This is a genomic window from Flavobacterium procerum (genome assembly GCF_042431625.1).
Classification (GTDB): domain Bacteria; phylum Bacteroidota; class Bacteroidia; order Flavobacteriales; family Flavobacteriaceae; genus Flavobacterium; species Flavobacterium procerum.
In genome coordinates this window covers 40,426-67,283 of record NZ_JBHLYW010000001.1, presented here as the reverse complement: position 1 = coordinate 67,283, position 26,858 = coordinate 40,426, and the positions used below count along the sequence as shown (strand labels likewise).

The following is a 26,858-nucleotide window of genomic DNA, read 5'->3' as shown; positions in this document are numbered from 1 at the left end:
TTTCAGGGCTTGTTTTTCTCACAAAGTGATGTATTTCTAATTTTACAAACCCTTATTTTACATTGCTTCGAAGAGAATTATTGATAGATTTGCATTTCTTATTTTTATTTATTCTAATTAAGCACAATGCGTTCTATTTTGTTTTTTCTTCTCCTTTCAAGCACTGTTTTTTCTCAAAGAGTAATTACAGGAAAAGTGATAGATAAAGAAAACTCCGTTTCTTTAGCAGGAGTTTTAATTCAGGACACAAAAACAGATAACTGGACGATATCTGACAAAGAGGGTAATTTTAAAATTACACTAGCTTATTATCAAGATGTTGTCTTAAATTTTTCCATTCTTGGAAAGAAAGACATTGATCAGACTTTACAAAACGATCAAAATTTTATAACCATTTTTTTAGAAGATAATACGCTTCATCTGAAAGAAGTAACCGTTACAGCCAATAAAGAACGTAAATATTCTGAACTAACTTTAGGAACCAATGCCATAAATAACGTTCAGGCATTTTCTTTGGATGATGTTTTGCAACAACTTCCTGGGCAGACGACTACAACTTTTGATCTTAATAAATATAAAAACATTGTTTTTAGAACTGCTTCAATCCATACAGATGCCAAGGCTTTTGGAACTTCCTTTATGATAAATGACATTCCTGTTTCCAATAATGAAAATATGCAGGCATTAAGTCCAAATACACCTTCTGGAGTAGCCAATGATTTTGGAAAAGGTCAAAATAGATTCAGTAATCCAAATTTGGGTGTCGATCTTAGAGAAATTTCAACCAATACTATTGAAGAGATAAAAGTTATTCAAGGAATTCCTTCTGCAAAATATGGAGATTTAACTTCAGGATTGGTTTTGATTACTACTAAGGTTGGAAATAGTCCGTATAGAGTTTCGGCTTCAATTAGAGATGCAACAAGCGAATTAAATTTAACAAAAGGAGTCAAACTAAATGAAAATAACTCTATGAATTTTGGAGTCAATTTTCTGGATTCCAAAGCAGATCCTAGAGATAATTTAATGAATTATCAACGTGTGAGCGGAAGTTTAGCATGGAAAACTACAGATAAATATTCTAAAGTAAAAAACACCCTAAATCTATCTTTGAGATCCAATATTGATGATGTAAAACATGATCCAGATAAAATTGCTGCGGATGTGGTAAAAAATGAAAAACAAGGAATTTCTATCTCTAATAATTTGATGTGGAAACCATCGAATCTGTGGCTGGACGGTATCAATATAAATAGTGGTTTTTCTTATGACAGACAATTCTCTAGAAGAGAAAGATGGATCAATAGAGCTTTAACAGCAGCAACTGACTCTAAAGAAGAAGGAATTCACGAAGCTTATATTCTTCCATCGCAATATACCAGTATCAGTACGGTAGAGGGAATTCCGATTTCAACTTTCGTCAACCTTGAAACCACAAAAACAATTACCAATAAAGCCAATTGGATTCACAGCTTGTCATTTGGAGTATCCGGAAGATCAAGTTCCAACAAAGGAGAAGGAAGAAAAAGCAGCGCAGTAGGTTTATTAAATTATTATGTTCTTGATGATGGAGGCGACACCAAACTTGGCTATAGAGATTATGACTTTAATAGAACCAGAACTGAAACGCAATTTTCTGCCTACCTAGAAGACCGAGTATATAAAAAATTTGAAGAAAACAGAATCTTAAATGTTGATTACGGAGTTCGATATGAAAACCAGTCTGGCAACATATCATTACAACCTCGTATCAACTCATCATATTCTTTCAACAAAACCTTTAGAATAAGAGGTGGATTTGGATTATCATCTAAAGCCCCTTCACTCAATCAATTATATACCGGAGATCGTTATTTAGACAGATTGTTAGGCAACGGAATTTATGTAAATCCTGGTGTTTACCAAAAAGCATGGATTTTAACTGTAGTGACTTCTGGCGATAACCTGAATTTAAAACCTTCAAAATCCTACAAAACAGAAGGCGGTGTAGATGTCAATCTTCCTTTTGCTAATATAAACTTGACCGGATATTATAACAAACTGACCAATGGTTTTACAGGCCAGCAGGTTCCTGTTTCTAAAGAGATACCAAAAGTAAATATCACTACCAACGGAACAGAAATGCCAACGTATGAGATTGTTGGGACTGACAATTTATATTATCTAACAAACAGCATTCAAAACAATACCAATTCTGAAGATATGGGTATTGAAACCATAATAAATTTTAGAAAAATCAAAGCACTTAATCTTGACGTCAGCGTGAATGCAGGTTATGTCAGATCTAAAGATTTTAGTAAAACGATTACTTATTATGCTTCTACCAATGTCTTATCTAGTGAAAGATACGGGGTATATCCTTCGCTGCCAACCACAAATGAGAATTTCACAGCAAGTTTTAACTTCAGTTATCATATCCCAAAAGCAGGTTTGTTATTGTCACTAAGAAGCGATCATTTTATTATGCGTACTTCCTATATTCCTACGAGTAATTTTCCAAATGGTTACTTAGACACTCAACTGGTTTACCATGAAATTCCAGAAGCAGATCGTACAAATTCACAAAAATACGGACACATAACTCGCGATGCAATTAGTGACTCACAAAACAAACTTGATACCATGCTTCATAACTTTCATCTGCGACTTTCTAAAGATTTCTTAAACGGATTTAGTGTTTCATTTTATTCCACCAACTTTTTAAATCTAAAGCCTTATTTCGAGAGCAATAATGTTAGAAGTGCTTATGACTATTACGCAAAATTCTCGTTTGGAACCCGACTTAATTATCAATTTTAAATCTATATACCTATGAAAAAAACACTCTCTATTTTAATATTGCTTTTTGCATTAATAATTCAATCTTGTAGCAATGATGATAACGAAAGTGAAGCATTAAAACCAGTTGACTTCAGCGTTTCTCTTAAATATGATGTTACTTTTAACAGTCAAGTTGTAAAAAAAGCAAGTGTTACAATTGTGAATACAGAAACTGCTAATAAATATACCGTAGAATCTGACGAAAGCGGTGTAGCAACTTTCAAACAGATTTTACCGGGAACCTATTCTATTACTGCAACAAAAGTAATTGCTTCTGCTGAATTTACAGAGACTTTTGGTTACACGCCGACAGAAACTGAAATTAATTTTAATGGTGCAGAAAGCAGTGTTATTGTAAATGCAACAACGCTTGCAAGCAACATCGAAATGAAAACTTCTAAGGTAGGTGATTTCGTTATTAAACAAATTTACTACGCTGGATCTGACACTAAAAAAGGCGCTATTTTTAGAGACCAATTTATAGAAATTTACAACAACTCTAATACCGTTCAGTATGCAGATGGCTTATACTTGGCGCTGTTGACTGGATCTACATCTACTACCGTTTTGGCCTACTCTTTACCAAATGGACAATTTGATTGGAGTAAATCTGAAGGTATGACAGGTGGCAGTACTGCAAATACCGATTATGTTTATGCATTAAATATCATTAAAATTCCAGGAAGCGGGACTCAATATCCTGTACAACCTGGAACAAGTATTGTAATTGCACAAAATGCTATTAACCATAAAGCAAACTATGTTGACAATAATGGTAAAACCGTTAGTATTGTAAGCCCTGAGTTGACTGTAGATTTAAGTACTGCAGACTTCGAATCATTCCTAGGAAATCATTCAGGTGATTTGTATCAATATGACATCCAAAATCCTGCTGTTCCCGATGTAAGCATCGCATATTGGGGAAATAGCAACAACGATATGATCTTTGATTCATTAGGAAGACATAGTTATGTTATTTTCAAAATGACTGATGCAGAGTTTGCTGCTTTGAAAAAATACAAAAACCCTAAAGGAGATGCTAACCAATCGCTTCAAATTCCAGTTTCTGTTTTAATTGATGGTGTTGACACTACGAGAGATTTAGGTTCAAACTTAGTTCCTAAAAAACTGCCTTCTCAAATTGATGGAGGAAATACATACATCCCTTCTGGAGCGTATTCTTCAAAATCGGTAATGAGAAAAACTAAAACTACAATTGCTGGCCGAATTGTGCTTCAGGATACCAATAACTCTACAAATGATTTTGTAGAAGTAACAGCAAATCCTAGAGGATTCAACTAAAATTTTCTTTAATGAAAATCAATAAAATCAAAATACAAAACATTAAAAGTAATGCTTGGAAATCCCAGGCATTACTTCTTTTGTTGTTTTCTTTCGTTTTTACTGTCAATGCACAAGATACTATAAAAGTGCAAAATCATCTTATTGATAATCAAATCAAAAATCAGATTTTCAACTATCCAATTGCCTACACAAATTCAAATATTAAAGATTTTACATTTACCGAAGTTTCGTATGAACATCAGCAAAATGAATTTGCAAGAAAACAAATTGCTAACGAGATCAATACGTATCAATTTTTAGCACAAGGGTATTTTACAACAAAATCGAAATGGAAGCTATTTGGAGATTTGTCAATCAAAAAAATACTGGAAAAAGATCTCGGCTGGGTGCTTACTGATAATCGCTCCGAAGAGCAGGAAGTTATTGCACCTCATTATTTTTATGTTCCCAGAAAAGCCAATTGGGACAATCAAGTTTATGCTTTAAGCGGCGGTTTCTCTAAAGACATTACCAATCATTTATCTGTTGCTGTGAAAGCCAATTTTGGTGCTGAAAAATTTAGCAGAACTTTAGATGCAAGATCTCAAATCACTAACAGAAATTTGGGAGGTGAATTACAAATTGGCTATCAAATAACAAAAAATCAAAAAGCTTTTGTTTTAGGAAGTTATGCCGAAAACCAAAAAGATTTTAACTTTAAGTACAATAACACAAGTTTAAACTACGAAGTATATCCAGAAACCTACTTACGTTTTAACGCTGGGTACGGCAGAATATTGAATTCTTTTAAATCTTCTGGATCTGGTTATTTGTATCAGGATATTGTAGATAAAATTGGATTAGGCTATACGATTAAAGGCAAAAATTCCATTTTTACTGCCTTATATTATTCTCAGAATTCCAATACTATTTTTTATACCAGTAATCTTGATTTAAGAGAAAATGAAAGAATGAAAATCAAAACAAAAAGCAACCGTGCAGAATTGTTTGCATTTCATAAATGGAATAAAAAAGAAATACAGTCAACTTTAAAATTCGATCAAAGTGATGCGAAAAATTTTGACAAACAAAGCAATGGCTACAACTATACCAACTCATTAAATAAAATAAACTGGACAACCTCTCTTTCTAAAAAAACAGATTCTAAAATCGATTACTTAGTTGGTTTAGATTTACTTTATCAACAAAATGAGTATGATGATGTTTTGGCTACAACACATCTCGAACTAAATTCATTAAACACAGGAATATTCGGAAGTAAAGATTTTGCTTTCAATAAAAGTAAATTAAATACAACTGTGAGTTTCAATATGTACTTCCCGCTTCCGTCAAAACTAGATTATTATGATACGTCTGGCGGAACAAATATTAGATTTTTTGATGAAGTGATTATTTACGATTACGCTGTAAACACCACAAATTATTTTGCTCCAGCATTGCGTTTACAATACAGCTATCCAACAAAAAAGAACAAAACAGTGGTTTTCTTTACCAATTTAAAAGAGAAAATCGCACTAAAAAAACAAACTGATTATCCAGTCAGCATTAATACCAATACCACCTATTGGATTCAAATGGGTGTACAATTAAATTATTAAAGAATGAAAACGAAATTAATTGCCATTTGGGTAATGTTATTTTCACTAATCCTATTATCTTATTCTAAAATCGAACCTCAATTTTCGATTTCAGAATTAAAAGCACTTTACAGCAGTGGCGATTATCAAAAATGGCCAAAGCCTGAAGTAGACTCTATAGTTTATGCTCAGGGATTTGAAGACATTGGAATTTTAGGAAAACCTGAATTTCCCGAAAACAATCCGTATAGCGAAGAAAAAGCCGAATTGGGCAAAGTACTCTTCTTTGACCCGAGATTATCCAAATCTGGGCAGATTTCATGTGCTAATTGCCACGATCCGGAATTAAATTGGGGCGATGCCAGAAAAGTATCCTACGGAGAAGACAGACAACAAGGAACACGAAATGCGCCAAGCTTACTAAACATTGCCTATTCTAAAGTTTTCTTTTGGGATGGAAGAGCAAAATCTCTAGAAGATCAAGCCAGTTTCCCGATACAAGATGCTAAAGAAATGAATTTTCACATTGACTTAGCTACAAAACGATTAAATAAAATTAAAGGTTATAAACCGTATTTTAAGAAAGCTTTCGGAAAAGAAAAACTGACACAAGAAGAAATCCTAAAAGCTATCGCCACTTTCGAAAGAACCTTAATTAGTCCGAAAAGTAAATTTGATAGATTTATTGAAGGTGATTCAACTCAATTAACAAACAGACAAGTTCAAGGATTGCATTTATTCCGAACTAAAGCGCGTTGCATCAACTGTCATAATACGGCCAATTTTGCCGATAATAAATTTCATAATGTTGGGTTGACGTATTACGGAAGACAATATGAAGATTTAGGAAGATACAATGTAACAGGAAAAGCAGAAAATGTTGGCGAATTTAAAACGCAATCTTTACGTGGAGCTTCGCAAAATGCGCCATATATGCACAATGGTTTATTTCCCAATTTAAGAGGCGTTTTAAACATTTACAATGCCGGAATGCCTCAACCCAAACGAAAAGAGAATCAGTTAAACGATACTTTGTTTCCAACGACTTCTAAGCTCATTCAGAAATTAGATTTGAGTCAATCGGAACTAGTTGCTTTAGAAGATTTTATTATGAGTTTATCAAGTGGAACGTATAGAATGAAACAGCCTGTTTTACCTCAGTAATTTTAGTGGTCAGGTTTTTAGTATTCAGTGTAGTTACTTAAAAAATAAAAAATCAGGAGAGAATAATCTTCCTGACTTTTTGTTTTTGTTTAATGTCTGTAACTGACCACTAAAAACCTGACCACTGACCACTACTTTACCATTACCCCTTCCACAAACAAAATCGGCACTTCTTCCGTTTTGTTTTCGTCAAGCGAATTGGCTTTAAAAATAAACTTCTTATCGTACAATGTATTTCCGATGAAGAACGTTACCATGAACTCGTTATTCATAACCAAAAGGCTTTTCTCTATCATTTCAATTTTTACAACAGAAACCGCAGGAACCTCAACAAAAGCATGACGCAGAATCGAAGTTTTTTTCATTTCGCCGTCAATTGTTCCAAATGCTTTTGAAACCACCATAACGCTGTCTAAGTTAAAATCGCTGTCGTTTATTAAGTAAGCGTACCATACTTTTTCCATAAAATCGTCGCTCCATTCCTGCACTGCGGCAAGAAATACGTTTTCTACTTCTGGAATTATTATATCTTTTTTCATGTATTAAATTTTAAAAACCTTTGTCAAAGTCTGAAACTTCAACAAAGGTTTGTTGCTATAATTGTGATTTAGAATTCAGAATTAATCTAAAATCTAAAATCAGAAATCTAAAATTATATATTAGCTTTAAACTGCTCTAAGAAACGAACATCATTTTCGTAGAACATACGGATATCTCCAATTTGGTACAAAAGCATCGCAATACGCTCTACTCCCATTCCGAAAGCAAAACCGTTGTATTCGTCTGGATTGATATCACAGTTTTTTAGAACGTTTGGATCTACCATTCCGCAACCTCCAATTTCTAACCAGCCTGTTCCTTTTGTGATACGGTAATCGGTTTCTGTTTTTAGTCCCCAATAAATATCAATTTCGGCACTTGGCTCTGTAAATGGGAAATACGACGGACGAAGACGAATCTTAGATTTTCCGAACATTTCTTTTGTGAAATACAGTAACGTCTGTTTCAAATCGGCGAAAGACACATCTTTGTCAATGTATAATCCTTCCACTTGATGGAAAATACAGTGCGAACGAGATGAAATCGCTTCGTTACGGAAAACACGTCCCGGAGAAATAGTACGAATTGGCGGTTTATGATTTTCCATATAACGCACCTGAACAGATGATGTATGTGTACGCAACAACACATCAGGATTGGTCTGAATGAAAAACGTATCCTGCATATCACGCGCTGGATGGTATTCTGGCAAGTTCAATGCGGTAAAATTATGCCAGTCGTCTTCGATTTCTGGACCTTCAGAAACGTTGAATCCGACGTTGGCAAAAATATCGATAATCTGATTTTTAACAATTGAAATCGGATGGCGAGAACCAATAAGTACCGGTTCTGCAGCACGTGTTAAATCGCCAAAAACTCCTTTTGATTCTTCTTTGCTCTCTAAAGCTTCAGCAATAGTTTTAACTTTATCTTCGGCCGTATCTTTTAAAGCGTTTACTACCTGACCGAATTCTTTTTTCTGATCGTTTGGAACATTTCTAAATTCGGCGAAAAAATCATTTAAAATTCCTTTTTTTCCTAAGAATTTTATACGGAATGCTTCTAGTTCTGCTGCGTTTTCAGTTGAAAAAGCTTGTGCTTCGCCAATATATTCTTTAATCTTATCTATCATTTTCATTCGTTTCTTGAGAATACAAATTTAAGTATTTTGTTTAAAGTTTAATGTTTAAAGTTCAAAGTTTCCTTTCTAGCTGTAAAACAGAATCTTTAGACCATAATACCATTCGTTAAATCTGTAAAATTGTCTGCTTCTGACTGTTTAAAATTATTTTATGAGGTTTAGTTTTTCTTCGATTTTTTTAACCTTTTCATGCCAATAATCTAAACCTTCCTGATTGGTAACTATTTCTTTGTTATAATTAGAAGAAACCCTTCCTAATTCGTGCCAGTTTTTATTGGCATCACGTTCTTTTTCTTTTTTGGTTGATGGCTCAATTCTGTTGCGCCAAAAATCCAATTTTTTCAGATACGTTTCTTTTATCTCTTCAAAATACTCAATTAATTTTTCTTTTGAATTCGGAATGTAACCCGGACCGCTGCAACCACAGGAGTGAAATGTGATTCCAACTGAATACAAACTTTTAATATGTTCCCATTTTTTTAAATCGTCTTTTTTAGGCGATTCAAAATCCAGTCCCATGTCAGCCGTTAATTCCCCACATTGCGGACATTTAGCTTCACAACCAGATTCTCCAGTTTTTATATCTTTAAAGAGTCTTCTCTTAAATGTTTTTCGACAATTAAAACAAGCGTTATGAGGTTTGTAAGTTGTTAATCCGTATCTACACATTTTTTTAGTGTTCAGTATTTTTAATGTTCAGTGGTCAGTTGGCTTACTTAGCCACAGTTAGAACTGAATACTAAATATCTGACCACTGAATACTAGAAAAATCTAATCAATCAATTTCCTTTCTAAAAAATAACTCACAATCGCTTCTTTCATCAAAACAGATTGTTCGCCAGCTTTTAATGATGGCAATTGTTCTTTTACTTTGTAATGCGGCCAGCCTTCTTCGTCAAAATATTCGAATTCATAAAATCCGTAAGGTTCCAACAATCTGCAAATGGCAATATGCATGAGGTTCAGTTTTTCGTCTTTTTTGTATTGACGATGCACTTTTCCATATTCTTGAACTCCGATTAAATAAATAATAGAATCCAAATCTAAATCTTCGCCTTGCGAAAATTGATTTGAAAGCATATCGACGAGCTTTTCCCAGCGCTCTTTTAGTTGTATATCTCTAGACATTATATGATTTTAGATTGTTGATTTTAGATATTAGATTACTGAAAAACTGATTCTGAAGGGGGCAGAATCGCAATCTGATTTCTAAACTTTGATTTGCAAAGATACATAGTTCAAGACATTGCACCCAAAAAAATAAATACACAGAAAAAAGAAAGTCCTAAAAACCTTTGTCTCTTTAGCACTCTGAACCTCTGAACCTCAAAAAAACCTATCTTTGCGCCTCATTAAACACCAAACCAGAACATGAGTTTTTTTGACATTATCGTTGCCGCACTTTTGGCTTTTAGCTTGTATAAAGGAATTAAGAACGGGCTTTTTGTTGAAGTTGCTTCTTTTATTTCGTTGCTTTTAGGAATTTACATTGCGATTAAGTTTTCTTCATTCATGACCGAAATGATTTCAAAACATGTTTCTTGGAATCCCGTCAATATTCAGATTACAGCTTTTATTCTGACTTTCATCCTGGTTGTAATCGGTGTTTATTTACTAGCAAAAATGCTAACCGGAATTGCCGATTTTGCTATGCTGGGTTGGTTGAACAAACTCGGAGGAGGATTTTTCAGGGTTCTAAAAACCATTCTCATTTTGAGTATTTTTATTGCTTTGTTTGAGAAAATAAACTTCAATAATACTTTTGCAAAAAAGGAAACTTTAGACAATTATATTTTTTATAATCCCATAAAAAAAGTTGCTGGCTTCGTTTATCCGTCTATTGAAAAATGGTACGAAAATTTTAAAAACGAGCATTCTGAGAAACCAAAAGAAGAAAAAGAACAGGCAGACAAATAATAGTTACATCGTCTAGAATTAAACCCGACAGGTTTTTAAAACCTGTCGGGTTTGTTGTTCAAAAGCTTCAGAGAAACGAAATATTTATAGAAATTAAATCGTGCGAATGCAAAAGAGCTCCAGTGGAGCTTTAGGTTGTAAATCTTATCATTTCTTATAAATATGTCGTTTCTCCGAAGCTTTTTAATTAATACATACAAAACATCACACTTTCAAATATTTGCAGGAAATATTTTATCTTGCTCTTTATTTCCAACAAATCGATTTAACCAAAAATCTAAACTATGTTATATCTGGCAGGTATAATTATTACTTTTTTTCTGGTTGTTATTCTCACCAGTAAAAAGAACAAAAGTGAAGCCGATAAAATTCTGGCGCTTTGGCTATTTTTTACGGGTTTTCACTTGTTTTTATATTACCTGCATTATAAAAATGATTTTTCTTCCTTCCCATTTTCATTAGGTCTTGAGCTTCCTATGCCGTTGCTACAAGGTCCTTTTTTGTATTTGTACACATCGGCTTTGACCCATCAGAATGAAAATAAAAAATATAATTTATTGCATTTTCTGCCTTTTGCAATTGCTATTTTATTTTTGATGCCTTTTTTCTCTCTTTCGTTTCAGGAAAAACTAAAAGTCTTTCAGAATGAAGGGAAAGGTTATGAAAACTTAATTCTGGTCTTATACGGCGTAATTCTACTTTCAGGAATTGCGTATGCTTTTCTTTCGCTCAGAAAACTTTCAAAACACCGAAAAAACATTTCAAATCAATTTTCATTTAATGAAAAAATAAACTTGCGCTGGCTTCAGTATTTAATTCTGGGGTCGAGCATTATCTGGTTGGTGGTGATTTTTTATGAAGAGGAGTATATCTTTTCAGTTGTTGTTTTTTATCTGATGTTTATTGGTTATTTCGGAATCAAACAAGTTGGAATTTTTACCAATCAAGCGATTTCTGCAAATAATATTTTGAGTCTTCCTTTAATCGAAAACGATGAAATTGAAACTGTTTCAGAAAAAATAAAATATGAGAAATCTGGTTTAAGTAATACAGAACTTCAATCCATTCATCAAAAATTAATTGAACTTATGAAGAATCAAAAACTGTATAAAAATCCTGATTTGACTTTAACCGAATTATCTCAAAAGCTGAATGTTCATTCAAATGTTCTGTCTCAAGTTATCAATTCAGCCGAAGAAAAAAACTTTTACGATTACATCAATTCACAGCGTGTCGAAGAATTTAAAAAATTGATTCTTTTACCCGAAAATCAAAAGTTTACTTTATTATCTATTGCTTTCGAATGTGGTTTTAATTCGAAAACGGCTTTTAATCGAAATTTCAAAAAAGTCACTGGACTTTCTCCATCAGAATATTTGAAATAATTATTTTAATCTTGCAAAGTTTTTTTGTTTCACGCAGATTTTGCAGATTTAAACAGATTTTTTCATCATTTTAAAAATCTGTAATAGAAAAAACTTTGTGACTTTGCGACTTTGCGATCAAATTTCCACACAAAAAAGCTTAGCAACTTAGCTTCTTAGTAACTTAGCCCCTTAAAAAAAGAACCACCTTACAAGTTGGGGCGACCCACATTAGCCTAAAACACATCTTTGCATAAAACTTTAAAAACTTATGCAATGAAAAACAAAGTATTCCATTCGGCTGTAACTGCCATTTCGGTTTTCTTTTTCCTAGGATGTGAAACAGAAAATGACATTAATCAAATTGGAAATTTAGTTCCAAAAACCGTTGACCAAGATTCCAGTCTTCCATCAATTCCAATTAACGGAACGCAACTTCATGTCGAGACTTTTGGAAATCCGAATGACCCGATGGTTGTTTTTCTTCACGGTGGTCCCGGCGCCGATTATCGAAATGCTTTAAATGTAAAAGAACTTGCAAAAGATGGTTTTTATGTTGTGTTTTACGACCAGCGTGGTTCGGGATTATCCAAAAGACATGACAAAAACACTTATTCTATTCAATTGGTTTTGGATGATTTGACATCTGTAATTGCACATTATAAAACTTCTACCAATCAAAAGATTTTTCTTTTTGGCCATTCATGGGGTGCCATGCTCGCTACTGCTTACATCAATTCTTATCCAAATAAAATCAACGGAATAATTCTGGCCGAACCAGGTGGCATCAACAAAAAGTTGCTTGATGAATACGGCGAATCAAGCCGAAAAATCAATTTGCTTTCTGAGATAACTAGCAATCTTTTTTATATCGATCAGTTTTTGACTGGAAAAGAAAACCAGCATGCGATTTTAGATTATAAAATGGGAATCTCATCGAGCTTTTCGTATGCCAAAGGAAATGACGAAGGCATAGAAGGGCCTTCTCCTTTCTGGCGCATGGGTACCGCAGTTTTAGACGGATTTGTTAGTATTTCAGAAAATGAAGGATTTGATTTCACCACGAACTTAATGAAATACAATACCAAAGTTTTGTTCTTATTTGGAGAAATGAATAAATCATACGGCTACAGTTTTGCGCGAAAAGAAGCCATGTATTTCAGGAATGCACAAATCGAAGAAGTAAAAGGAACTGGACACGAAATGATTTATTTTAAATGGGAAAATGTCCATCCGATTGTGTTGTTTTATTTAAATGAATTAAAATAATCCGTTATGAAAATTTTAGTTTTACTGATCACATTTATTCTTTCGTTTCTAAACGCTCAAATTTTACAAGCTCAAACCTTAAATTGGGAAAACCTGAAAAAAGAAGAAAAGCATATTCTTAATGCAAATATCGGTTGGGAACACGGCATGGTTTTAGGCTTAAATTACAATTATCATTTTCGCACAGAAATTCCGCTTATGGCAGAAATCACACTTTCGATTCCGTCAGGAAGTGATTTTTTGGATGATTTTAAGACCAAATTAGGCGGGCAAATCAATTTTTACAAAACCGATAATTTCCGTTTCAATGCCTCGCTTCATGCAATTTATCGCCGTTACGAAAATCCGCTCGTTGTACTGCAAAATTTTGGAGCCGATGCCGCATTGGTTCTCGGATATTATAAACCAAGATGGTTTGTAGCAGGTGAATTTGGTTTTGACAAAGCGATTGCAACTCGTTTCAAACATTTGGAAATTTATAAAGAAGTTTATCCTGAAGCCAAAAATGGCTGGTACGAGCCTGCAACGGGAGGTAATTTCAATTTCGGAATTCAGAGCGGTTATTCTTTCAGCGAAAGCGAATTGATTTTACGAGCTGGAAAAGCAATGACACAGGATTTTAAAACGACACCCTTGATTCCATTTTATTTACAATTAGGATATAATTACAAATTGGATTGATAAAAATAAAGATCCAGAAGAGCAACATATTTATAGAAATTCGACCCAAAAAATGGAAAAAGCTCCATCGGAGCAAAATGTTTATAGCAAAACAAAACGTCAAAAATAGAAAAGCTCCAGCGGAGCGAAATGTTTATAGAAAATGTTTAACGCATTAATGAAAAAGCTCCAGCGGAGCAAAATGTTTATAGCAAAACAAAACGTCAAAAATAGAAGAGCTCCAGCGGAGCGACACATTCAGGGTACGAGCAAATTTATAGGTCGCTCCGCTGGAGCTCAATCATGAATGCCTAATTTTTGCTATAAACATGTCGCTTCTCTGAAGCTTTACAAAAAAACCGATAGGTTTTAAAACCTATCGGGATTTTATTGGACTGCAATAAAGCTCCGCTGGAGCTTGTTTTACAAACTAATTTCTTTCTTTTCTCCTTTTTTCAAAACGATTTCTTTTTTTTTATCTCCAACAATCAAAGTTGTTTTTCCTCCAATTTTAGAAGAAACAATCACTTTTTGCGGTTTTTTATTGCTCCAGTCCATTTCGATTTCGAAACCGCCTCTAGCACAGATTCCTTTTACAGAACCTTCTTCCCAAGCATCTGGCAAAGCAGGAAGTAATCTTATTTCGTTTTCATTAGATTGTACTAACATTTCAGCGACTGCGGCGGCTCCTCCAAAATTACCATCGATTTGGAATGGCGGATGCGCATCGAATAAATTCGGATACGTTCCTCCTCCTCGTCTTGGTTTTTCTGTTTTTTTACCATCCGGATCAACATATCGCAATAATTCTCGATACATTTTATACGCTCGGTTTCCATCCCAAAGTCTTGCCCAAAGATTGATTCTCCAACCTTTAGACCAACCTGTAGTTTCATCTCCTTTTATTTCAAGAGTTTTTCTCGAAGCTTCGGCTAAATCTGGTGTTTTTAAAGGCGTGATATGATCTCCTGGAAAAAGCCCAAACAAATGCGATTGATGACGATGCTTAGGATCCTTATCTTCCCAGTCAAAATACCATTCTTGTAAATTCCCATTTTTGCCAATTTGATACGGATGAAGTTTCACCAATGCTTTTTCTAATTTATCTCTAAAAGCTACATCAATATTCAGCACTTTAGAAGCTTTTATTGTTTTGTCAAAACATTCGCGAATCATCGCCAAATCAGCTGTTCCTCCATATAATGTGGCTCCAACAAAACCGTCAGTCAATTTATATTGGTTTTCTGGAGAAGTTGAAGGCGATGTAATTAGATTTCCGTTTTTATCTGTTATCATCCAATCCAGACAGAATTCGGCCGCGCCTTTCATTAACGGATAACCTTCTTTCTTCAGATAATTTTGGTCTTTTGTAAAAATATAATGTTCCCAAATATGTGTACTCAACCAAGCCTGTGCCATTGGCCAGCAAGCCCACATTGGGTCTTCTTTTCCAAATTGTCCAACCGGATTGGTCATTGCCCAAATATCAGAATTATGTCCGGCTGCCCAGCCTTTATCTACTCCATAAAATGTCTTTGCGGTGACTTTCCCAGTTACCGAAAGATTCTTAATGAAACTTAAAAGCGACGAATGCATTTCTGAAAGATTGGTGTTTTCTGCCAACCAGTAATTCTCTTCGACATTAATGTTCATCGTATAATTACTGCTCCAAGGCGGACTCAAATGCGGATTCCAAAGTCCTTGTAAATTTGCCGGAACAGCAGTTGTTCTCGATGAACTAATCAATAAATATCTTCCGAAATTGAAATATAGGATTTCGAGGTTTTTATCTTCTTTTCCTTCAGCGTAGCGCAATAAACGTTCGTCTGTTGGCAAATCTGGAGCGGTTGTTTTTCCTAAATCTAAAGCAACACGATTGAAGAATTTTTGATAATCGGCGATATGAGATTCTTTTAGTTTATCGAATGCTTTTGCGTAGGCGTTATTCAGATTTTGCAAAGCGATTGATACGTCGTCTAAACCTTCTGATGCCGGATTTTTGTCAAAACCATTAAAACTGGTTGCAACAGAAACGAAGATGATAGCTTCTGTAGCATTTTTTAAAGTTAAGTTTTCTCTGGAACTTGTAATCGTTCCGTCTGTTTTTTTGATTTGAACTAAACCTGTAAATCGTGTTCCTCTTTCTTTCAGATTCAAATATTTCGGAACAACATTATATCCTGCATTTTCATTAATTGGCGCAGAACCTGTCAATACCAAAATATTATTTCGCACTTCAACATTCGATTTTAAAAGGCTTTTCAAATTAATGTCAAAATTTAAAGCTCCTTTTTGATCGGCTGTTAATTTGATAATCATTACCTTATCTGGAGCAGATACGAAATATTCTCTAGTATATTTTATACCCGCCATTTCGTAACTCACTTTTGAAATCGCATCCGAAAGATCCAACTCTCGATGGTAATTTACCGCTTTTCCTTTTTCTGAATTATTGATTTCTAATGTTCCTAATGGCGCATACTTCTCTGAGTTTTTTCCTTGAACTTTTTTATTGAGTTCTTCAGCCAGTTTGTAGTTTTCGTTTTGTAAAGCCTCACGAATGGCAGGAATGTTCTTGTACGCTTCTGGACTCATATTCGCATTTACGGGTTCGCCCGACCAAAGCGTAATATCATTCAAATAAATTTTATCTGAATTGGCGCCTCCAAAAACAGTTGCTCCCATTTTTCCATTTCCTAAAACCAAGCTTTCTTCAAAGAATTCTGCTGGCTGTTTGTACCATAAAACACTTTTGGACTGCGCAGAAAGACTCTTACAATACAATGAAAGAAATAAAATAAAGATTGTTTTTTTAATAATGTGTGGTTTCATAGGCGGATAGTTTTTATTTGATGCTAATATAAAAAAATGTGACATTCCGAGGGAAAATTATCTTGACATTCTTTATTAAACAACTAATTTAAAAACGGATTTTATCCGTTGCTACCGATGAAATGTTCCTAGCGGAACATATATCGTTGTGAGTTTTTTAGTTTTTTACTAGAGACTGAGAGCTAATCACTAATGACTATTTACTCACTTTATATATCTCATTTGCCGTAATCATCTCCCAATTATCGGTCCTGAATGGTGATGCAGGAAATTTTTCTTTGTTGTAAAGATTAATTGCCGTATCATCATCTGCCCAGCCGTAATGTACCGCAACTGGATTTTGAACTTTGTCGCTCGAAACGATTATTTTATTGTCTTTGATTATCGCTTTCGCGGAATGAAAAATTTTGTCTTTACCTGCGATTTCGAAACCTTTCAATTCATCGTTATTTAGCGTTGATAATCCACTTCCGATGTTATCGAAAGTTAAAATGATTTGGTTTCCTTTTATTTCCTGTGATTTATAAGTTGGGCCAATGTGAACTTGTTTTTTGCCGTAAATATTGTTTAGCGCTGTTGCTGCCAAACGCAAACCAATGTCTTGTTTGTTGGTTGGATGAATGTCTTTTGCATTTCCGATATCTGTTGTCACAGCCATTCCGGTGTTTGGTAATTTTAAAGTTTCAGATTGTGCTTCACGAAGTTCTGCCCAACGGCTTCCTTTCTGGCTGTTTCCTCCAAATTCATCAAAAGTGGACAACTGAACGAAATAAAAAGGGAAATTTCCTTGTTTGAATTTTGTTCTCCAATCGGTAATCATTAACGGAAATGATTTTTTGTATTCTGCTGCTCTCCAAACATTGGCTTCGCCCTGATACCACAAAACACCTTGCATCGCATAAGGCACTAACGGATTTACCATGGCATTGTACAATAATGACGGATAACTGTTTGGCGAAACTTCGATTCTTACTTTTATTACGTTGAATTTCCAAAGTCCTTCTAATGAAAGATTCGAATCTTTAAAATCAATTTTTAGATCTTGCGGATCTCCGTAGATACCGCCTCCACCGCTGTAATCTGTAATTCTTACGGCGATTACGTTTGTTCCTTCTTTTAAGACATTTGCCGGGATTTTGTAAATTCTTTTGACATCCCAAAGATTGTTTGTTCCAATTTGAACGCCGTTTACAAATGTCTGGTCTTCGTCATCGACTTTTGCTAAATGTAAAGTGGCTTCTTTTTTGGCTTGTTCAGCGGTTAAAACAATGGTTTTGCGCATCCAAACAATTCCATCAATATTTCCAATCTGTTGATTTTCCCAAAGTGATGGCACTTTTATTTCAGGCCAGTTTTTGTCTTGAAAAGTTGGATTTTTAAATTGCTCTTCGTTTTCCATTGAAACATCAAAACCCTGCACTTTTTTCAAATTGTCTAAAACCGATTTTTTATAGGTTTCAAAAATGGCATTGATATCTACAGTTGGAACATCGGCAATCATAGCTTTAAAATCGGCACTGTTTTCAAAAGCTTCACGGCTTGTCCAGGTTTCCACATTAGTCCCACCCCAAGATGTATTGATGATTCCGATTGGAATTTTTAGTTCAGCATACAGTTTTCTGGCAAAATAATATCCAACTGCTGTGAAGTTGCCCACATTTTCTTTGTTGGCGACTTCCCATTTTCCTTGTTTTAAATCGTCTTTTGGAGTTCCACTTAAATCCTGCGCTACGCCAAAATGACGAATCATTGGATAATTAGCATCTGCAATTTCTTTTTCGGCATTCATGGTTTTGAAAACCTGAAATTCCATATTTGATTGTCCACTGCAAATCCAGACTTCTCCAACCAAAACATTTTTGATTGTGATTTTATTTTTTCCGATGATGATTAATTCGAATGGCCCTCCTGCTTTTTCAGCATTTAAATTTACCGTCCATTTTCCGTTTTTATCGGCTGTTGTTTTCTTAATTTGTTTGTTGAAATGAACTTCTACGCTTTCATTCGCATCAGCAAAACCCCAAATCGGGATTTGCTTGTCTCTTTGAAGTACCATTCCATCAGAAAATATTAAAGGCATTCTTACATTAGCATTACACACCTGACTTAATATCAATAAAATAAAAAGAATTACTTTTTTCATTTTTTTCAATTTTAATATTTTTAAACCATATAAGTGATATAAGATATTTTAAGTTTTTATTTACTACTTCGCTTAAATTTACTTATATCACTTATATGGTTTAAACTAAATTTTTTACTTTAATCCGTCTATTAAAGCGTTCAAAGCTTGTGTGTCGAAGACGGTATTATTGGTTCTGTTCATAATTCCGAAACCGTTGTTTCCTAGACTTCCTTCGTCCCAATAAAAAGGTAATAATCCGTTTGCTTTTGCTGTTTTGACTACCGTTTTTAAATAATAGGCTCTTGAATTTAAATGTAAAGTCAGCGCATCTCCCGTTAAAGTCGTTCTTCTAATTGCTCCAAATTCTCCCAATAAAACTGGAATTCCTTTGTCAACAAATTGGGTTTTCATCAATTTGAAATTCTTTTCTAAATCGGCTTCTTCTCCCCAAGTAGCATTTCGTTCTGTATCGGTTGTAGAATGGAAACCATTTCCCCAATAATAGAACATTTTCCCCCAAGTTTCATCTTTCGTTAAACCGGCAAAATTCCAAGGTGAATAATAATGAACCTCAACCATCATTCTGCCTGAGACTTTATCCGTTGGCAATGTAGTCATTAATTTGTTTGTTTTTTCGATATCTGTTGTTGGGCCTTGAACGACTAAAACACGAGTCGCGTTTTTTCCTCCTGTAGAACGAACTGCATCGATAAAAGTTTGATGATACGAATTTAAAACTGCCATTTGAGCGGCATCTTCAACCGCTGGTTCGTTGGCGCTGGCAAAAAGTAAATGTTCGTCGAAACCTCTTAAATGTGTTGCAATTTGTTCCCAGAACGCTTTTTGTTTCGCATTGTTTTCTACTTTTTTAGCTTCTGTAATATTGTTTTCCAGCCAGCCGCCGTCCCAGTGAATGTTCACTACAACATACATATCGTTATCAACACAATACTGGACAACTTCTTTCACTCGGTTTAACCAATCCACTTTGATTTTTGCTGTTGCAGCATTTTCTAAATTCTGATTCCAAGAACACGGAATTCTAATGGCATTAAAACCATTAGCTTTTACAGCATCTATTAAAGCTTTTGTCACTTTTGGATTTCCCCAAGCAGTTTCTCCTCCGGTTGCTTCCAAAGTATTTCCGATATTCCATCCTAATTTAATTTTTGCTGCCAATTCAACCGCAGAACTTCCCATTCCAGAGGCATCAGCTGCAATCGGATTGGTATTGTAACTTGGATATAAACCAGCAACAACTGTTGCAGCAGTTTGCGAAACTGCTATCGTAACCGTTTTTGCTTCATTTGAACTTAAAGTGATTGAAGCCATTCTGGCAGTAGTTTCTGTATTTGCTGAAGCCGTTACTCGAACAATGATACTACCTTTAGTTCCAGTTGTCTGACTCACTTTTACCCAGCTTGCTGAACTGGCCAAAGTCCAAGCTGCGGCTTCTGAATTAATAGTAACATCTGAAGTATTTTCTTTGCTGTCAAAATCAATTTTACTAGTATTTGCAGTAAGTACTTTTATGGTTGTTTCAGGTGTGCTTTCTTTGTCTGAACTGCAAGCCAAAACGCCTAAAAAAACAAAGGATAAAATAAAAGTCAATAAGTAATCTTTGAGTGGTTTTTTCATTTTATTTGGTTTAAGTTTTTAAAATCAACGCCAGCTTTTAAATGGCCGGCGTTAATTGATAGTTAGGTTTTATTATATAAAGAGAACAGTTATTTTACTGTTACCTGAATTTCTTTTTTAATGTCTCTAGAAGATGTTCCCAATTTGATAGTGTATTTTCCTGGTTCAACTGTCCATTTTTTTGAGGCAACATCATAGTAAGCCAATTCTTTAACTGGTAATTTGATGGTTACTTTTTCTGAACTTCCAGCTTTTACAGCCGCTTTTTTGAATCCTTTTAATTCTTGAGCCGCACGAGTAATTTTAGAATCCGGTTTAGAAGTATATAACTGAACAACTTCTTTTCCGTCAACTTTTCCTGTGTTTTTAACGTCAACTGTAACTTCAATTACATCGTTTTGAGCGTAAGAATCTTTATTTGCTTTTGCATTATCAAGCGCGAAAGTTGTGTATGATAATCCGTAACCAAAAGGATATAATGGTGCTACATTTTTAGTATCAAACCAACGGTATCCAATCAAAATTCCTTCAGCATAATTAACTGCTTTATCTCCAGGGAAACTGTTTGTGGCATGCGCAGGAGAATCTTTTAAAGCAACCGGCATTGTCCAAGGCAATTTTCCTGACGGATTTACTTTTCCTAAAATTACATCGGCTAAAGCATTTCCACCTTCAGAACCGTTGAACCAGCTCCAAACTACAGCAGAAGATTTTTTGCTTACTTCATTAATATCAAATGGAGCTCCAGCAATAAAAACCACAATAGTTTTTGGATTTACTGCCAATACTTGTTTAATCAATTCTTCTTGTCCAAATGGCAAGTGTAAATCTCGTCTATCTGAAGCTTCTGTTTCATAATCACGGTTTGAACCTGCAAAAATGATTGCCACATCTGAGTTTTTAGCTGCTTCTACTGCTTCCTTAACTTTTGCTTCGTCTAATTTATCAATTGTAACTGGCCCAGTAGAAGTAATATTTCCTAAATTTCCTTTATTTTTCTCGTCGTAACGCTCTAAATATCCTTCTGCATAATTGATTTTAACTGATGAAGGCAATCTGTTTTTAAGACCTTCAAGTGGCGTAACTTCTCTTTTTGTTTTTACTCCAGCTCCAAATCCGCCTAAAGCATTTTTCTTAGTCGCATTGTTTCCAATAACGGCTATAGATTTAACTCCGTCTAATTTTAATGGCAATGCATTATTTTCGTTTTTCAACAATACGATTGCTTCCGCAGCGATTTTGTAAGCGTCTTGGTAATGTGCTTCGGTCGCAATGCTTCCTTTTGCACGTGTTCCACCACCCATTGCCTTAACTTGAAACAATGTTCTCAAAATTCTTTTTACATGCAAGTCAATTTCTTTCTCAGAAACTTCTCCAGATTTAACGGCTGCAATTAATTTATCGGCCAAGAAAAATTCGTTGAAAGGTTTTGGTGTTCCCATTTCAATATCTAAACCATTTTTCAAAGATTTTGCTGTAGAATGCACCGCTGCCCAATCTGAAACTACGATTCCTTTAAATCCCCATTCATCACGAAGGATTTTATTCAGCATATAATCATTCTCACATAAATATTCTCCTCTAAATTTATTGTAAGCGCCCATTATGCTGTATGCTTTTGCTTCTTTTACCGAAGCCTCGAAAGCTGGAAGATAAATTTCGCGAAGTGTACGCTCGTCAATTTGCACATCAACAAAATCACGATTTGTTTCTTGATTGTTTGCCGCGTAATGTTTTACACACGCCATTACGTCTTTTTCTTGTAAACCAACAATTAATGGCACTGCGATTTTTTTGTTCAAAAACGGATCTTCAGACATGTATTCATACGTTCTTCCTCCAAGCGGTGTTCTCACCATATTGATGGCTGGCGAAAGCAACATGTCTTTGTCTCTTGCACGCAATTCTTCTCCTAAACTAGTTCCGAAAGTATGCGCCATTTCTGCATTCCAAGTTGCTGCCAAAGCACCTCCAGCAGGATAATAAGTCGCAAAATCGTTTGTCCATCCTGCCGGAGCCCAATTGTCTCTTGAAATTTCCTCACGAACTCCCAATGGACCATCGGCCATTTTTAATTCTGGAATTCCTAAACGTTTTACGCCTGAGTTAGCAAACATACTGTTTCCGTGAAGCATTCCGATTTTTTCTTCTAATGTCATCTGCGAAATCAGTTTGTCGATTTCTGCATCATAATCTGTGCTTATTTCTTTTCCAACATATTCTTCAATCTCCGCTGAATTTGAAGCTGAAGTCTGTGCATCATTTTTACAAGAAGTAAACAATGCAAAAACCAAAGCTGCCGAAAGGAATATCATTTTGTTTTTCATAGATAGTTAGGTGTTTTGATTTAAAGATTTTTGATTCCTCACCTATTATCTTTAAATTCAGTTAATATTATGTTTGTGGTTCTTTTTTATTGTTTAATTAAATTCAGCATCACAACATCATTTTCATTGATTTTGAATTCTCTGCTGAAAGTCCCTTTTCCGTCAATCGTAATTTTTTCTGTCGAAATGGGTGCGCCGTTATTTTTCTCTTTTATAGAATTAACTTGCTGACGCGTTAACTGACTTGGTTTATTCATCGCTAAATAATCCGCGTAAGCGTCGTTTACTTTATAGCCAACTTTGTAAATTTCCAATACATATTTCCCTTTCTGAATTCCGTCGATTTCCACTTTTACTTTTCCTTTTTCTTTTGATGGAAGATCTTTTATGTAATAGGTTTGATTCAACTCTTTATCGCCTGGATGCGTATTCGTAAAATCCCACAATAAAACCTGAACATCTCCTTTTGCATTTTTCGAAGTCCAAGAAGCTTCGTCTGAATTCTGAAGTTCTGTTTCTCCTAATTTATTCATTAAATAATAAGAGAAATAAGCCGGTTTTTTGATTCCCTGTGTATTCAATAATCCAAAACCGCCGTGAAAAGGAGTAAATCTTGGCCCAGCTTCTTCAAAAATATCCGTAAAAACCCAATAGGACATGGAGTTTGCAGCATTGCCAACTTGCTTTAATTTCTGCAAAATATAAGCTGCCGAATGATAGCTATCGTGAATTGGATCTGCTGGCGTGTAAGAAGAACTCCACTCTGTATAATGCAATTCTAAATTCGGTTTAGCCGACTCCGTAATCAATTTTCTAGAATGAATAATTTCACCGCTTACACTCCATTCGTCCTGATTTAAAATCGTTCCCGAAGTTCCGAATTCGTCCAGATAACCATGTTTTACTCCGTAAGTATGTGTCGAAACAAAATCCATTGGAACATTATTCTTCGCACAAAAATCAATAGTTTCAGAAACCCAAGCTGAACCTGCCGTTGCTGGCCCGCCGACTTTGTAAGCTGGATTTACTGCTTTTACACCTCGAGCTGCGTAATCGTATAATTTATAATATTCTTCCTGAGTGCTACTCCAGAATCCAGGTGATAAATTCGGTTCGTTCCAAACTTCAAAATACCACGTTTTTACTTCATCATCTCCGTAACGTTCTTTAAAATGCTGAGTTAAATTTCTAATTAAATCTTCCCATTTTTTATAATCTTTCGGTGGTGTTACGTTGCCTTTCCACCAAAAAATAGTTTCTTTTCCACTTGCTAAAGTATTCGGCATAAAACCTAATTCTACAAAGGGTTTCATTTTCAGACTTACAATAAAATCGAACAGAACATCTACATATTGGTAATTATATTCTGGATTTCCTTTTTCGTCTTCGCGATAAACGGCCATATCATCAGACAATAAACCATGAAAGCGGATGTATTTGAAATCGCATTCTTTTTTAACCAATGCCAATTGCTGTTGCCAGTCAGCTCTCAAACCTTCGTTTGCTCTTCCGGCACCGATGCATTCTTTAAACATGGTGTTTAGTTTTCCAGCAGTTTTATTGAAATCTACTTTTATGGTTCTGCTTTCATTTTGTCCAAACAAATGAATTGAACTAAATAAGAATGTTGCTATGATTAAAAATTTTTTCATCTGAAAATGGTTTTGTTTATTTTTTGCCACTCCCGATAGCTATCGGGATAATAGGACTCTTTTCTTTTTCTCCTCTCGCAGATTTAGCAGATCAAGCAAATTTTTTATTTTTTCAATCTGCAAAAAAATATGCCACAGATTAAAAGAATTAAAAAGATTAAATCTGTACACTCGAGCGATAGCGAACAGGCGAAGCAATCTGCCAAATCTGCGAGAGAAAAAGAAAAAATCCTTTTCAATCCTTTTAATCTGTGGCTAAATATTTTATTTTCTAACTACTATGTTAGACGCACTGCAGTGCGTCTCTACAGAAATCTTTACGGATTACAATTTTTTGAATCTCACTGCTCCACCGCCAGCTCCGCCTAATTTCAATTGTAATTTATCGGATGATTTTACTGTTTTCTTAGAAATTGCAACTGCTTCCGGATTATGTGTTTGATCTGTTCCTTCAGCATCTACATAAATCTGTGCTTCGTAAGTCGCGTTTGGATCTAAGAATGATAATGAAACCTCAACATTTCTTGGTTTTTCATTAGTTAAAGTTCCTAAATACCAATCAGCACTATTTCTGTCTTTTCGAGCAGTTGTGATGTATTCACCAATTTTACCTTCTAAGATTTTAGTGTCTTCCCAATCTGTTGGAACATCTTTTAAGAATTGCAACGCTGGTTTTCCTTCATAATTTTCTGGAAGATCAGCCAACATTTGAATTGGAGAATAAATTGTTACATATAATGCCAACTGCTGTCCTACTGTTCCTTGAATTCTTTTTCCAGGATAACCTTGTTTTACCTCAACATCAAAAATTCCAGGCGTAAAATCCATTGGACCAGAAAGCAATCTTGTAAACGGAATAATACTCAAGTGATTTGGCGGATTTCCTTCGCTCCAAGCGTTATATTCTTGTCCGCGTGCTGCTTCTCTCGAAACCATATTTGGGAAAGTTCTTCTTTCTCCTGTATCTTTTATTGATTCGTGATATAAAACCGCTAAATCGTATTGTGCCGCTTTTTCTAAAATATATCTGAAATAATTTACTCCAAACTGCCCGAAGTGCATTTGTTTCATATTCAGTTTCGAACCTACGTGACCAATTTTTACGGTATGAATTCCCATTTTTTTGTACAAAGCAAAACCTTCGTCAACTTCTTTTAAATAGTTAATTAAGTTTGAACCTGTTTCGTGGTATCCGATTAATTCGATATTCTTTTTCTTTCCGTATTCCACTACTTTTTCTAAATCGAAATTGTCAGCGCTTTTCGTAAAGCTGAACATGTGCATGCGGTTTTCATACCAACCTGGAGTCCAACCTTTGTTCCAGCCTTCAATTAATAAATGATGGAAACCTTCTTTTGCTGTAAAATCGATATATTCTTCGGCGTGTTTAGTCGTTGCGCCTTGTTTGTCGCTTTCCCAAAAAGTATATTTCCCGATGTGCATTCCCCACCAAATTCCTAAATATTTATAAGGTTTGAAATAACTTGCCGTATTCTTTAATTTGTTCGGTTCGTTTAAGTTTAAAACCAAATAAGAAGTAATCAATTCTCCTGGATTTTCTCCAATTTGAAGTGTTCTCCATGAAGAAGTAAAAGTATCTTTTACGCGAACTTTAACTCCATCAGGCCATGGAACCAAATCCGATTTTAATTCTGTTCCTCTATTGTTCACCAAAGTCATACTGGCGAAATCAATCAGGTTTGCTTCGTGGAAACTTAACGCTAATCCGCTTTTGCTTTCAATTGTTAGTGGAGTTAAAACGGTATCCAAAGTACTTACCGGCGCATCTTTAAAAAGATATTCGTCACGGTTTTCTCTGTTTGCTGGAATCCACCACGCTTTTCCATCTTCTTTTAAGTTGAAAGTCGTTTTTTCATCCATGATGAAAATACTATCTTTTACATTTTGTTTTGGATACACATATCTAAAAGCTACTCCATCATCAAAAGCACGAAACTGAATCTGCAGTTTTCTTTTGTTTCCTGTTTTCTGCTGTAAATCGACTACCAATTGATTGTAGTGATTTCTGATGTTTTTCTTTTCTCCCCAAACTTGTTCCCAAGTTTCGTCAAACGTAGAAGTTTTTGCTCCTTTTATTTCAAAGTTTGAACTTAAGTCTTCGTTTCCTTTCAATACAAATCCCATATCTGACGGAGAAATGACTTCTGTCTTTCCGTGAGAAACGGCATATTTTGGAGCGTTTTTTACCAGCTCAAATTTGATTTTGTTTTTTCCGTTTGGCGATGCCAGTTCGTAAGCGCTTTTCGTTTTTTGACTGTAGCCTATTGCTATCGAAAACAATACGGCTGGGAGAATTAGATAGTTTTTCATGTTTTTTGGTATTATATTTTTTTTAGCCACAGATTTAAAGGATTATATGAATTTTAAAACTGTGGCTATATTTTTTAAACACATAGAGACATAGCTCATTAGAAACCTAAAAAAAGGCGTTTCACTTGTATAAATGCACATAGCTTTTCTATGTGTTAGAAACTAGTTTCTTTCTAACTTCTTTTATTCACAAACA

At 34.7% G+C, this 26,858-nt stretch carries 18 protein-coding genes; 8 read left to right on the top strand and 10 right to left on the bottom strand.

Annotated elements, in window-relative coordinates:
- Window positions 1-126: 126 nt before the first annotated feature.
- From ACFFLS_RS00220 to ACFFLS_RS00205, 4 genes are read left to right on the top strand one after another with little or no spacing between them, the layout of a single operon-like run.
- The gene (locus ACFFLS_RS00220; protein ID WP_379683891.1) at window positions 127-2,799 is read left to right on the top strand and encodes a TonB-dependent receptor; all 2,673 of its coding nucleotides are present in this window, start codon (window positions 127-129) and stop codon (window positions 2,797-2,799) included.
- A 12-nt stretch (window positions 2,800-2,811) separates the two neighbouring features.
- Complete coding sequence (locus tag ACFFLS_RS00215) at window positions 2,812-4,122, top strand: DUF4876 domain-containing protein (protein WP_379683892.1); 1,311 nt, start codon at window positions 2,812-2,814, stop codon at window positions 4,120-4,122.
- Between the two features lie 11 nt (window positions 4,123-4,133).
- A complete protein-coding gene (locus ACFFLS_RS00210; RefSeq protein WP_379683893.1) occupies window positions 4,134-5,723 on the top strand; it encodes a DUF6850 family outer membrane beta-barrel protein in 1,590 nt (529 codons plus the stop codon).
- 3 nt (window positions 5,724-5,726) lie between these two features.
- Window positions 5,727-6,866 (top strand): cytochrome-c peroxidase, encoded by a 1,140-nt coding sequence (locus tag ACFFLS_RS00205; RefSeq protein WP_379683894.1) that lies wholly within the window; start codon window positions 5,727-5,729, stop codon window positions 6,864-6,866.
- A gap of 131 nt (window positions 6,867-6,997) precedes the next feature.
- Here ACFFLS_RS00205 and ACFFLS_RS00200 read toward each other — a convergent pair whose 3' ends face one another.
- From ACFFLS_RS00200 to ACFFLS_RS00185, 4 genes are all read right to left on the bottom strand, one after another.
- Window positions 6,998-7,405 (bottom strand): hypothetical protein, encoded by a 408-nt coding sequence (locus tag ACFFLS_RS00200; RefSeq protein WP_379683895.1) that lies wholly within the window; start codon window positions 7,403-7,405, stop codon window positions 6,998-7,000.
- A gap of 113 nt (window positions 7,406-7,518) precedes the next feature.
- Window positions 7,519-8,538, bottom strand: a complete 1,020-nt coding sequence (gene pheS, locus ACFFLS_RS00195) for a phenylalanine--tRNA ligase subunit alpha (protein ID WP_379683896.1) — start codon at window positions 8,536-8,538, stop codon at window positions 7,519-7,521.
- 153 nt (window positions 8,539-8,691) lie between these two features.
- On the bottom strand, window positions 8,692-9,216 hold the full coding sequence (locus tag ACFFLS_RS00190) for a hypothetical protein (RefSeq protein ID WP_379683897.1): 525 nt from the start codon (window positions 9,214-9,216) through the stop codon (window positions 8,692-8,694).
- A 102-nt stretch (window positions 9,217-9,318) separates the two neighbouring features.
- Complete coding sequence (locus ACFFLS_RS00185) at window positions 9,319-9,675, bottom strand: hypothetical protein (protein ID WP_379683898.1); 357 nt, start codon at window positions 9,673-9,675, stop codon at window positions 9,319-9,321.
- A 243-nt stretch (window positions 9,676-9,918) separates the two neighbouring features.
- On the opposite strand from ACFFLS_RS00185, the gene ACFFLS_RS00180 reads away from it, so the two are divergent.
- From ACFFLS_RS00180 to ACFFLS_RS00165, 4 genes are all read left to right on the top strand, one after another.
- Window positions 9,919-10,464, top strand: a complete 546-nt coding sequence (locus ACFFLS_RS00180; protein WP_379683899.1) for a CvpA family protein — start codon at window positions 9,919-9,921, stop codon at window positions 10,462-10,464.
- Window positions 10,465-10,748: 284 nt separating this feature from the next.
- A complete protein-coding gene (locus ACFFLS_RS00175) occupies window positions 10,749-11,849 on the top strand; it encodes an AraC family transcriptional regulator (RefSeq protein ID WP_379683900.1) in 1,101 nt (366 codons plus the stop codon).
- A 255-nt stretch (window positions 11,850-12,104) separates the two neighbouring features.
- Window positions 12,105-13,097, top strand: coding sequence for an alpha/beta hydrolase (locus ACFFLS_RS00170; RefSeq protein WP_379683901.1), 993 nt, complete (start codon window positions 12,105-12,107; stop codon window positions 13,095-13,097).
- A 6-nt stretch (window positions 13,098-13,103) separates the two neighbouring features.
- Window positions 13,104-13,778, top strand: a complete 675-nt coding sequence (locus ACFFLS_RS00165) for a hypothetical protein (RefSeq protein WP_379683902.1) — start codon at window positions 13,104-13,106, stop codon at window positions 13,776-13,778.
- A 402-nt stretch (window positions 13,779-14,180) separates the two neighbouring features.
- Here the strand turns inward: ACFFLS_RS00165 and ACFFLS_RS00160 are convergent, their stop codons facing one another.
- The 6 genes from ACFFLS_RS00160 to ACFFLS_RS00135 all read right to left on the bottom strand — a co-directional run bounded on the left by ACFFLS_RS00160 (window position 14,181) and on the right by ACFFLS_RS00135 (window position 26,662).
- Window positions 14,181-16,589, bottom strand: coding sequence for a glycoside hydrolase family 95 protein (locus ACFFLS_RS00160; protein ID WP_379683903.1), 2,409 nt, complete (start codon window positions 16,587-16,589; stop codon window positions 14,181-14,183).
- 196 nt (window positions 16,590-16,785) lie between these two features.
- On the bottom strand, window positions 16,786-18,732 hold the full coding sequence (locus tag ACFFLS_RS00155) for a sialate O-acetylesterase (protein WP_379683904.1): 1,947 nt from the start codon (window positions 18,730-18,732) through the stop codon (window positions 16,786-16,788).
- Window positions 18,733-18,846: 114 nt separating this feature from the next.
- The gene (locus ACFFLS_RS00150; protein ID WP_379683905.1) at window positions 18,847-20,352 is read right to left on the bottom strand and encodes a cellulase family glycosylhydrolase; all 1,506 of its coding nucleotides are present in this window, start codon (window positions 20,350-20,352) and stop codon (window positions 18,847-18,849) included.
- An 89-nt stretch (window positions 20,353-20,441) separates the two neighbouring features.
- Window positions 20,442-22,679, bottom strand: a complete 2,238-nt coding sequence (locus ACFFLS_RS00145; RefSeq protein WP_379683906.1) for a glycoside hydrolase family 3 C-terminal domain-containing protein — start codon at window positions 22,677-22,679, stop codon at window positions 20,442-20,444.
- 86 nt (window positions 22,680-22,765) lie between these two features.
- On the bottom strand, window positions 22,766-24,331 hold the full coding sequence (locus ACFFLS_RS00140) for a GH39 family glycosyl hydrolase (RefSeq protein ID WP_379683907.1): 1,566 nt from the start codon (window positions 24,329-24,331) through the stop codon (window positions 22,766-22,768).
- A gap of 324 nt (window positions 24,332-24,655) precedes the next feature.
- Window positions 24,656-26,662 carry a glycoside hydrolase family 97 protein gene (locus ACFFLS_RS00135; RefSeq protein ID WP_379683908.1) on the bottom strand — a complete coding sequence of 669 codons (2,007 nt, stop codon included), beginning with the start codon at window positions 26,660-26,662 and terminating at the stop codon, window positions 24,656-24,658.
- Window positions 26,663-26,858: the final 196 nt, after the last annotated feature.

What these genes read in the sequence shown, in the direction of transcription:
- ACFFLS_RS00145 (WP_379683906.1), bottom strand. Translation starts at nt 22,679, where the DNA reads ATGAAAAACAAAATGATATTCCTTTCGGCAGCTTTGGTTTTTGCATTG.
- ACFFLS_RS00215 (WP_379683892.1), top strand. Translation starts at nt 2,812, where the DNA reads ATGAAAAAAACACTCTCTATTTTAATATTGCTTTTTGCATTAATAATT.
- ACFFLS_RS00160 (WP_379683903.1), bottom strand. Translation starts at nt 16,589, where the DNA reads ATGAAACCACACATTATTAAAAAAACAATCTTTATTTTATTTCTTTCA.
- ACFFLS_RS00190 (WP_379683897.1), bottom strand. Translation starts at nt 9,216, where the DNA reads ATGTGTAGATACGGATTAACAACTTACAAACCTCATAACGCTTGTTTT.
- ACFFLS_RS00175 (WP_379683900.1), top strand. Translation starts at nt 10,749, where the DNA reads ATGTTATATCTGGCAGGTATAATTATTACTTTTTTTCTGGTTGTTATT.
- ACFFLS_RS00150 (WP_379683905.1), bottom strand. Translation starts at nt 20,352, where the DNA reads ATGAAAAAACCACTCAAAGATTACTTATTGACTTTTATTTTATCCTTT.
- ACFFLS_RS00140 (WP_379683907.1), bottom strand. Translation starts at nt 24,331, where the DNA reads ATGAAAAAATTTTTAATCATAGCAACATTCTTATTTAGTTCAATTCAT.
- ACFFLS_RS00135 (WP_379683908.1), bottom strand. Translation starts at nt 26,662, where the DNA reads ATGAAAAACTATCTAATTCTCCCAGCCGTATTGTTTTCGATAGCAATA.
- ACFFLS_RS00165 (WP_379683902.1), top strand. Translation starts at nt 13,104, where the DNA reads ATGAAAATTTTAGTTTTACTGATCACATTTATTCTTTCGTTTCTAAAC.
- pheS (WP_379683896.1), bottom strand. Translation starts at nt 8,538, where the DNA reads ATGATAGATAAGATTAAAGAATATATTGGCGAAGCACAAGCTTTTTCA.
- ACFFLS_RS00180 (WP_379683899.1), top strand. Translation starts at nt 9,919, where the DNA reads ATGAGTTTTTTTGACATTATCGTTGCCGCACTTTTGGCTTTTAGCTTG.
- ACFFLS_RS00220 (WP_379683891.1), top strand. Translation starts at nt 127, where the DNA reads ATGCGTTCTATTTTGTTTTTTCTTCTCCTTTCAAGCACTGTTTTTTCT.
- ACFFLS_RS00185 (WP_379683898.1), bottom strand. Translation starts at nt 9,675, where the DNA reads ATGTCTAGAGATATACAACTAAAAGAGCGCTGGGAAAAGCTCGTCGAT.
- ACFFLS_RS00210 (WP_379683893.1), top strand. Translation starts at nt 4,134, where the DNA reads ATGAAAATCAATAAAATCAAAATACAAAACATTAAAAGTAATGCTTGG.
- ACFFLS_RS00170 (WP_379683901.1), top strand. Translation starts at nt 12,105, where the DNA reads ATGAAAAACAAAGTATTCCATTCGGCTGTAACTGCCATTTCGGTTTTC.
- ACFFLS_RS00155 (WP_379683904.1), bottom strand. Translation starts at nt 18,732, where the DNA reads ATGAAAAAAGTAATTCTTTTTATTTTATTGATATTAAGTCAGGTGTGT.
- ACFFLS_RS00205 (WP_379683894.1), top strand. Translation starts at nt 5,727, where the DNA reads ATGAAAACGAAATTAATTGCCATTTGGGTAATGTTATTTTCACTAATC.
- ACFFLS_RS00200 (WP_379683895.1), bottom strand. Translation starts at nt 7,405, where the DNA reads ATGAAAAAAGATATAATAATTCCAGAAGTAGAAAACGTATTTCTTGCC.